General features: G+C 72.6%; 5 protein-coding genes. 3 read left to right on the top strand and 2 right to left on the bottom strand.

Annotation, left to right across the window (positions count from 1 at the left end; genetic code table 11):
* Positions 1-205: 205 nt before the first annotated feature.
* Positions 206-1108: an EamA family transporter gene (locus tag G5C51_RS40115; RefSeq protein ID WP_165245582.1), complete on the bottom strand. Its 903-nt coding sequence runs from the start codon at positions 1106-1108 to the stop codon at positions 206-208.
* A gap of 69 nt (positions 1109-1177) precedes the next feature.
* Between G5C51_RS40115 and G5C51_RS40110 the strand changes: the two genes are divergently transcribed.
* On the top strand, positions 1178-2047 hold the full coding sequence (locus tag G5C51_RS40110; RefSeq protein ID WP_165245580.1) for a LysR family transcriptional regulator: 870 nt from the start codon (positions 1178-1180) through the stop codon (positions 2045-2047).
* Between the two features lie 49 nt (positions 2048-2096).
* On the opposite strand, the gene G5C51_RS40105 is transcribed toward G5C51_RS40110, so the two are convergent.
* Positions 2097-3044 carry a beta-ketoacyl-ACP synthase III gene (locus G5C51_RS40105; protein WP_165245578.1) on the bottom strand — a complete coding sequence of 316 codons (948 nt, stop codon included), beginning with the start codon at positions 3042-3044 and terminating at the stop codon, positions 2097-2099.
* A 198-nt stretch (positions 3045-3242) separates the two neighbouring features.
* On the opposite strand from G5C51_RS40105, the gene G5C51_RS40100 reads away from it, so the two are divergent.
* Positions 3243-3479: a hypothetical protein gene (locus G5C51_RS40100; RefSeq protein ID WP_165245576.1), complete on the top strand. Its 237-nt coding sequence runs from the start codon at positions 3243-3245 to the stop codon at positions 3477-3479.
* A gap of 2 nt (positions 3480-3481) precedes the next feature.
* Positions 3482-4387, top strand: a complete 906-nt coding sequence (locus G5C51_RS40095) for a pyridoxal-phosphate dependent enzyme (protein WP_165245574.1) — start codon at positions 3482-3484, stop codon at positions 4385-4387.
* The last annotated feature ends 37 nt before the right edge of the window (positions 4388-4424 follow it).

Raw genomic sequence — 4424 nt, 5'->3', positions numbered from 1 at the left:
CCATCCGATGCCAACTCACCCGTCCACGGCGGACAGCTTGGCATCGGATGGTGACGGTCGCGCTGCCGTCTTACGTCCTGCTCGGTGCCGTTAGGGAGGCTGGCTACGGAAGGGAGAGGGAGGCGGGTCGCCTTGGCCTGCCGGGCGGCGGTTCCGAGCTCTGTGCCTGGGGCGACGTTTCCGACCGACCCCAGGCCTACGGCGCCTAAACCCGCCGCCCCGTCCGCACCGCCCCCGCACTAGCCACCACCACCAACCCAATCGCCACGCACTCCATCACCGACAGCGTCTGCCCCAGCACCAGAAATCCCGCCACCGCAGCCACCCCCGGCGCCAAGCTCATCAGCACCGCGAAGGTCGCCGCCGGCAGCCGCCGCAATGCCAGCAGTTCCAGCGTGTACGGCAGGCCCGACGACAGCAGCGCCACCCCCAGTCCCAGCGCAAGCACCCCCGGCTCGAGCAGCACCGCACCCGACGAAGCCACCCCCAGCGGCAAGCTGATGATCGCCGCCACCCCCATCGCGATCGCCAGGCCGTCGAGCTTCGGGAAGCGCGCGCCCGCCCGGGAGTTGAAGATGATGTACGCCGCCCACATCGCCCCCGCGCCCAGCGCGAAGCCCGCGCCCGCGAGGTTGAGCTGGTCGAAGCCGCCCCGTCCCAGCAGGAAGACCCCCGCCAGCGCCAGCGCGGCCCACACCAGGCTCAGTGCCCGGCGCGCCGCGATCACGGACAGCGCCAGCGGCCCGAGCACCTCGAGCGTCACCGCGGGACCGAGCGGAATCCGGTCGATCGCCTGGTAGAAGAGCATGTTCATGCATCCCAGCGCGACCCCGAAGCACCCCACCACCGCCCAGTCCGCGCGCGCATAGCCACGCAGCTTCGGCCGGCACACCACCATCAGCAGCAGCGCCGCGATGCTGATCCGCAGGCTGACCACCCCGAGCGCCCCGGCCCGCGGGAAGAGCAGCGCCGCCACCGCCGAGCCGAACTGCACCGACAGCGTCCCCGCCAGCACCAGCCCGACGCCGGAAAGACTCCCCCGCCCGGCCGCGTTCCTGACCACCCGTACGGGCGCCGCCGCCGTCCCCGCCCTCGTCGTCGTTGTCATGCCATGCACGCTACGGACCCGGCCGCTCGCCGTGAAATGCCGAATATCCCGTGCTTATGCTTGTGAGGCATGACCATCGAGCTGCGCCACCTGCGCGCCTTCCTCGCGATCGCCGAGGAGGGCAACGTCACCCGCGCCGCGGCCCGCCTGCACACGGGCCAGCCGGCCCTCTCGCGTACGCTCCGGCAGCTCGAGGACCACCTCGGCACCCGCCTGGTCGACCGCTCCACCCACCATCTCGACCTCACCGCGGCCGGCCGCACCTTCCGCGACAAGGCCACGGTGGCACTCGCCGCCGTCGACGACGCCCTCAACCCGGCCACCCTCACCCGCTGGCCGCTCCGCCTCGGCCACCCCTGGGCCGCCTTCGGCGACCTCACCATCCCTCTCCTCCGCCGCTGGGACGAGGCCCACCCCGACGTCCCCCTGGAACTCCGCCGCATCGACGACCGCACCGCCGGCCTCACCCGCGGCGAGGTCGACGCCGCGCTGCTGCGCGGCGAGGCGACCGCCCCGGGCCTGCAGCGCGAGCTGATGCTCTACGAGGACCGCCTGGCCGTCCTCCCGGCGGGCAACCCGCTGGCGGCGCGCGAGTCCGTAACCCTGTCGGACCTGGCCGACTGGCCGATCGCGACCAACATCATCGCGGGCACGACGGGCCTCGACCTGTGGCCGGCCCACCACCGCCCACCGTCCCTGATCAAGGTCAAGAACACCGACGAATGGCTGACCACCATCGCCGCGGGCCGCGCCCTGGGCGTCACCACGGTGGCCACACCCGGCCTCTACAGCCACCCGTCCGTCGTCTTCCGCCCGCTGACGGATGCCCCGCAGGTGCCGCTGTACCTGGTGTGGCGCAGCGGCCAGGAGCATCCGTCGCTACGGGACTTGGTGCGGCTGGCGCACGAAGTGACCAAACCCAGCCCGTCCGGCACTTGAGGACCAGGCGCGAAGCGCCGACCGGGGGTCTGGGGGCGGAGCCCCCAGGTCACGGCACCCGCACGACCTGCCCCGCGTACGAAAGCCCGCCCCCGAAGCCGAACAGCAACGCCCGAGCCCCCGACGAAATCTCGCCGGAGGCGCAGAGCTTCGACAGCGCCAGCGGCACGGACGCCGCCGACGTATTCCCCGACTCACTCACATCCGTCGAGACCACCGCCTTCACCGCCCCCATCCGCTCCGCCACCGGCACCACGATCCGCAGATTCGCCTGATGCAGCACCACCGCATCCAGTTCCTCGGGCACCACCCCCGCCCGCTCACACACCTCCCGAGCGATCCCCGGCAGCTCCGTCGTGGCCCACCGATAGACGGCCTGCCCCTCCTGCCCGAACCGCCCCGGCTCCCCCTCGATCCGTACCGCCGACGCCATCGACGGCACCGACCCCCACACCACGGGCCCGAGCCCGCCCGGCTCCCCGTCGGGCGCCGCCTCGACGACCGCGGCCCCCGCGCCATCCCCCACCAGCACACACGTGGACCGGTCCGTCCAGTCCGTCATCGCGCTGAGCTTCTCCGAGCCGATGACGACAGCCCGCCGCGCCGCCCCCGCCCGGATCGCGTGATCAGCGGTGGCCAGCGCATGCGAGAAGCCGGAACAGGCCACATTCACATCCATCGCGACCGGCGCCGGCATCCCCAGCCGCGCCGCCAGCCGCGCCGCCATATTCGGGCTGCGGTCGATCGCCGTACACGTGGCGACCAGCACCATGTCCACCGTCTCCGCCGCGATCCCGCCCGCGGCCAGCGCCCGCTCGGCGGCCGCCGCGGCCATGTCGTCGACGGTCTCGTCGTCCGCCGCGATATGCCGGGTACGGATCCCGACCCGGCTGCGGATCCACTCGTCGCTGGTGTCCACCAGCTCGGCGAGGTCGTCGTTGGTGAGCACTCGTTCGGGTTGGTAGTGGCCCAGCGCCACCATGCGGGAAGCCGTCATGCCATCCGAGTCTGCGCCGCCGGCGCCGCCCGCCATGATCGCGTAACCCGCCAAATCCCTCGCCCGCATGCTGTCGGGGAACGGGCTTGTTCAGGAACCACGTCCGGGCGGGGTTCGTTGCATGACTGAGGGCACACGGGATACTTAGGTATCAAAGGCACCAACAGTAAATCCCGCACCAATCGTCAGGAGACGGCCATGGCAGGCTTCCTGGACCGCGCCAAGACGCAGGCGCAGTCGGCACTCAACCAGGGCAAGGAAAAGGTCGAGGAGGTGCAGTCGCAGCGCGAGGGCGCGGCGCTGCTCCGCAAGCTCGGCGCCGCGTATTTCAACGAGCAGCGCGGCCTCGGCTCGCCGCAGGCCACGCAGGAGGCGGCGGAGGCCGTCCAGCGCCACCTGCAGCAGAACGGCGAGGACTTCATCACCCGCTCCTGAGCGTGCCGCATCCTCCCGAGCGCCCTCTCGACCCCGAGGTCCTCGCGCCCCGGCTGCCGTCGCCGCTGCAGGAAGCGCCGGACCCGCGCTTCGCCGCCCGCGGCCTGACGCTGCTGCTCAAGCGCGAGGACCTGATCCACCCCGAGCTGCCCGGCAACAAGTGGCGCAAGCTGGTCCCGAACCTCCGGGCCGCCGCCGCGGCGGGCGCGCAGGCGCTGCTGACCTTCGGCGGCGCGTACTCCAACCACCTGCGCGCCACCGCGGCGGCCGGCCGGCTGCTCGGCTTCACGACGATCGGCGTGGTCCGCGGCGCGGAGCTGGCGGACCGCCCGCTGAACCCGGTGCTGTCCGCCTGCGCGGCGGACGGCATGCGGCTGCACTTCGTGACGCGCGGCGCGTATCGCGACAAGGACGCGCTGCTGCCGGACTTGCAGGCCCGCTTCGGCGACTTCTACGCCGTCCCGGAGGGCGGCAGCAATGCCGCGGCGGTGCACGGCTGTTACGCCCTCGGCGCGGAGCTCGCGGCGCACGCCGAGGTAGCGGCGGTGGCGTGCGGCACGGGCGGCACCCTGGCCGGGCTGGCGGCCGGCTTCCCCGGCGAGTCGGTGGGCTTCGCGGTGCTGAAGGGGGACTTCCTGGGCGCGGAGGTGACGCGCCTGCAGCAGGCGGCCTTCGGCGGCGCCCGTGGACGCTGGCGAGTGGAGGACGACTTCCACGCGGGCGGCTATGCCCGTACGACACCGGAACTGGCCGCATTCGCGACGGACTTCGAGCAGCGACACGGCTTCGCGCTGGAGCGCGTATACGTGGCGAAGATGCTGTGGGGCCTGACGACCTTGGCGGAGTCGGGCGCCTTCCGGCCCGAGTCCCGGGTGGCGGCGGTGATTACGGGCCCGCCTTCCGGCTGACGCCGGGGTCTGAACCCACCAACCCGACCCACTGACC

The organism is Streptomyces coryli, assembly GCF_011044975.1.
GTDB classification, from domain to species: Bacteria; Actinomycetota; Actinomycetes; order Streptomycetales; family Streptomycetaceae; genus Streptomyces; species Streptomyces coryli.
Note: the sequence above shows the minus strand (reverse complement) of the source record. Positions and strands in the feature narration are given on the sequence as shown.

Bases quoted from the DNA above. Each gene is read 5' to 3' on its own strand.
- G5C51_RS40115 (WP_165245582.1), bottom strand. From the start codon at position 1,108: ATGACAACGACGACGAGGGCGGGGACGGCGGCGGCGCCCGTACGGGTG.
- G5C51_RS40105 (WP_165245578.1), bottom strand. From the start codon at position 3,044: ATGACGGCTTCCCGCATGGTGGCGCTGGGCCACTACCAACCCGAACGA.
- G5C51_RS40110 (WP_165245580.1), top strand. From the start codon at position 1,178: ATGACCATCGAGCTGCGCCACCTGCGCGCCTTCCTCGCGATCGCCGAG.
- G5C51_RS40100 (WP_165245576.1), top strand. From the start codon at position 3,243: ATGGCAGGCTTCCTGGACCGCGCCAAGACGCAGGCGCAGTCGGCACTC.